Raw genomic sequence first — 298 nt, forward strand, 5'->3', positions numbered from 1 at the left:
GGTGTTTACTGCCCACGGCGTCATCATGATCTTTTTCGTGGCGATGCCGCTGGTGACCGGGTTGATGAACTACGTCATCCCGCTTCAGATCGGCATATTCGGACAGCGCCACGAACGGATCGGTGAAATCGGCGGGCAACTCGACATCGTCGTCCACCGAGCCCAATCTCCAGAACATCCCGATCCGCACCGAGGTCGGCCGCCAGATCCGCGACGCCTTCGTTGAAGGCGCAGATCGTTGCCGCGATGCCGGGCGTGCCGCTCGCCGAGATCGACATTCTCGGCCGGGAGGACCTTA

General features: G+C 61.7%; 1 pseudogene. It reads left to right on the forward strand.

The annotated features are described in order from the left end of the window. Positions 1-146 precede the first annotated feature (146 nt). Positions 147-224, forward strand: a pseudogene (locus tag ASG67_RS19915) (DNA polymerase); the annotation flags it as partial. Between the last annotated feature and the right edge of the window lie 74 nt (positions 225-298).

Source organism: Sphingomonas sp. Leaf339 (assembly GCF_001426195.1).
GTDB lineage: Bacteria > Pseudomonadota > Alphaproteobacteria > Sphingomonadales > Sphingomonadaceae > Sphingomonas.